The following is a 2,871-nucleotide window of genomic DNA, read 5'->3' as shown; positions in this document are numbered from 1 at the left end:
AGGCGCAGGATAGTTGCCAGCAGTACCGCCGCCTTCGCAGCCTCGCTAAAGCTCGACAGCTCCCACAGTTGACCGAGTTCATCCCTTGAAATGCGATCAACTGTGGGAGCGGGCTTGCTCGCGAAGGCGGTGGTTCAGGCGCGGGATATCTGCCAGCAGTACCACCGCCTTCGCAGCCTCGCTAAAGCTCGACAGCTCCCACAGTTGACCGAGTTCATCCCTTGAAATGCGCTCCCACATTTGGACTGCGGCGGCTTATAGGTCTGCGGTTCGGTCTGCAAGCTCTTCGAGCAAGTCGGCCGAGGGCACGAAAAACAGCCCTCCGGTCACCGCCGTGCTGAAATCCAGCAATCGGTCGTAATTGCCCACTGGCCGCCCGACGAACATGTTTTCCAGCATCAATTCCAACGGCTGCGGCGAGCGTGCGTAACCGATGAAATAAGTGCCGAACTCCCCGGCGCCGGGTCGTCCGAACGGCATGTTGTCCCGCAGGATCTTCACTTCTTCACCGTGCTCGTCGGTGATGACCGTCAACGCACTGTGGGAGTTACTCGGCTTGGTCTCATCGTCCAACTCGATATCCGACAACTTGGTGCGCCCGATTACTTTTTCCTGCGCCTCTACCGTCAGGCCGTTCCAGGCAGTCATGTTGTGCAGGTACTTCTGCACCAGCACATAGCTGCCGCCACGGAACTCGCGGTCTTCCTCACCGACGATGGTGAAGCCTTCGGCCTTGCGCCCCACGGGGTTCTCGGTGCCGTCGACAAAGCCGATGATGCTGCGCATGTCGAAGTAGCGGAAACCCTGGACCTCATCCACCACCTTCACGCTGTCGCCCAATGCGGCCATCAACTGGGTGGCCAGTTCGAAGCACAGGTCCATCTGTTCGGCGCGGATGTGCAGCAGGATGTCCCCCGGCGTCGATACCGCCTTGCGCCCTTCTACACCAAACTCGCGAAATGGGTGCAGCGCCGCCGGGCGTGGCGCGCCGAACAGCCGGTCCCAGGCATCCGAGCCAAACCCGCAGACGCACGTCAGGTTGCCCGCCGGTACACGCTTGCCGACCGACCGCACCAGGCCAGCGATGTCGGCACACCAACTGCGCACCGCGCCTTCGCTGCCAGGGGCAATGGTTGCGACCATGAAAATCGCGCTGCTGGTGATCGGGTGGCAAACAGACTGCGGTTCCAAGGGCGGCTGAACAGAGGATGGGGTCATGGTGAAAGTCCAGGCTAAAGGGCGAGTTTTAACCCGCGCAGATTAGCAGATCATTTCTGACAACTGCGCCACACCTCACGGATCAACGCCTGCATTTTCAGCGCTTCACCCCAGCGGTCACTGATCTCGCGGCCATCGGCGCCCGTGATTGCATAGGGTGGCGGGCCCAGTTCGCAGGTGAACGACAGGCTCTGCGGTGTGTTCGGGCGGGCCAGCCAGTCTTCGATCCCGTAGCGCCACCAGTCGGTGAAGCGCTGCACCCAGGGCTGATGCTGGGGAAAATCCAGCGAGACCTGCACTTGCTCGCTGCTGGCCACGCGTCCGTGGAAACCCCAGCTGTGGCGCAAGATGGTGCGGATTTGCTCATCGTCCTCAGCGGCGCCCGGCTCGGGCAGTTCTCGCCCGACCACGTAGTGGGACAGGTCAGCCAGCAGTTTCAGGTCGGGCATTTGCGCCAGCAGGTCGAGGGTGAACAGCAGGTCGTTGGTCAGGCGATAGCGGTGGGTTTCCAGCAGCACGGGAAAGTCCACCTGCTCGGCCAGGCGCTGCCAGCCTTCCACCAAACGCGCCGCTTCGGCTTGCGTACGCGGGCGCACATCGGCTTGCAGGGTGAGGTGGTGACAGCCGTAGCGGCTGATCACGTCCAGCGCGGCCGCCAGGTCGTCCACCGATTGCGGGAACAACTGGCCTTCGATCTGCAAGCCCCGCGCGGTGGCCGCGGCGTGCAGCCGGGTGACGTCAGCGGGTTTCCAGTAGTGGTCGGTGATGCCGTCGAAACCGGCGGCCTTGATACGGTCGAGCTGGGCTTCGAGGGGGCCGGGCTCGGTTTGCATGGCCCACAGGGATTGGAACACCAGGAATTGGCGCATATCAGCCTCGCAGCAGGTGTTTGAGGGACAGTTCGGGATCGGCCAGGCTGGCCGCATTCAGCGGGACATGGGCGCGGATCAGGCGTTCGCAGAGTTTGATGTCCTTGGCCGCGCTATTGCCTGGGGCCCAACCACAGGCGCCTTGCAAATGCTGATCGGCGTCGAGGTAGAACAGCAACAGGCCGCCACCGGGCAGTGCCCGTGTGACCACTGAAGTCGTCATCACCCCTATGGTCAGCAAACCCCAGTGGTACTGGTCGGACCAGAAACCGGGGAGCGCGTCGAACGGCACTTCACGACCCAGCAGATTCAGTGCGGCATGTTTGCCCTGGGCTTCGGCGTTGCGCCAGGTTTCCTGGCGCTGATAGAGGCCGTCAAGGCGAAACTCGCACACGTCCCCTGCTGCATAAATATTTGGCGCACTGGTACGCAGGTACTCATCGACGCGAATCCCCTGCCCCACCTCCAACCCCGCAGCCGTGGCCAATTCGATATTGGGTTGCATGCCGATGCCGACCACCACCAGGTCGCAAGGCAAGCGCTGCCCATCCACCAACAACACGCTATCGGCCTCAATGGACTCCAGCGCCACGTTCAAACGCACGTCCACGCCCTGCTCGCGATGCAACGCCAGCAGCGCCTCGGAAATAACCGCTGGCAGCACCCGGCCCGCCAGGCGGGGCCCGGCTTCCAGCACCGTCACCTCGCAGCCAAGTCCACGGGCAGTGGCTGCCACCTCCAGGCCGATAAATCCGCCACCCACCACCACCAGCCGCGCGCCAGG

General features: G+C 63.0%; 3 protein-coding genes. All 3 read right to left on the bottom strand.

Going from position 1 to position 2,871, the window contains the following annotated elements; translation table 11 throughout:
• Positions 1-255 precede the first annotated feature (255 nt).
• Entirely contained in the window at positions 256-1,218 is a 963-nt protein-coding gene (locus DYL59_RS31205) for a Dyp-type peroxidase (protein WP_135292630.1), read from the bottom strand.
• Positions 1,219-1,268: 50 nt separating this feature from the next.
• Positions 1,269-2,087: a sugar phosphate isomerase/epimerase family protein gene (locus DYL59_RS31200; RefSeq protein ID WP_135292629.1), complete on the bottom strand. Its 819-nt coding sequence runs from the start codon at positions 2,085-2,087 to the stop codon at positions 1,269-1,271.
• 1 nt (position 2,088) lies between these two features.
• A partial coding sequence (locus DYL59_RS31195) for an NAD(P)/FAD-dependent oxidoreductase (RefSeq protein WP_135292628.1) occupies positions 2,089-2,871 on the bottom strand: 783 nt, incomplete at its 5' end.

Origin of the sequence: Pseudomonas kairouanensis (assembly GCF_004682055.1) — a bacterium.
Lineage (GTDB): Bacteria > Pseudomonadota > Gammaproteobacteria > Pseudomonadales > Pseudomonadaceae > Aquipseudomonas > Aquipseudomonas kairouanensis.
The sequence above is the reverse complement of the archived record's forward strand: the minus strand, read 5'-3'. Positions and strand labels throughout refer to the sequence as shown.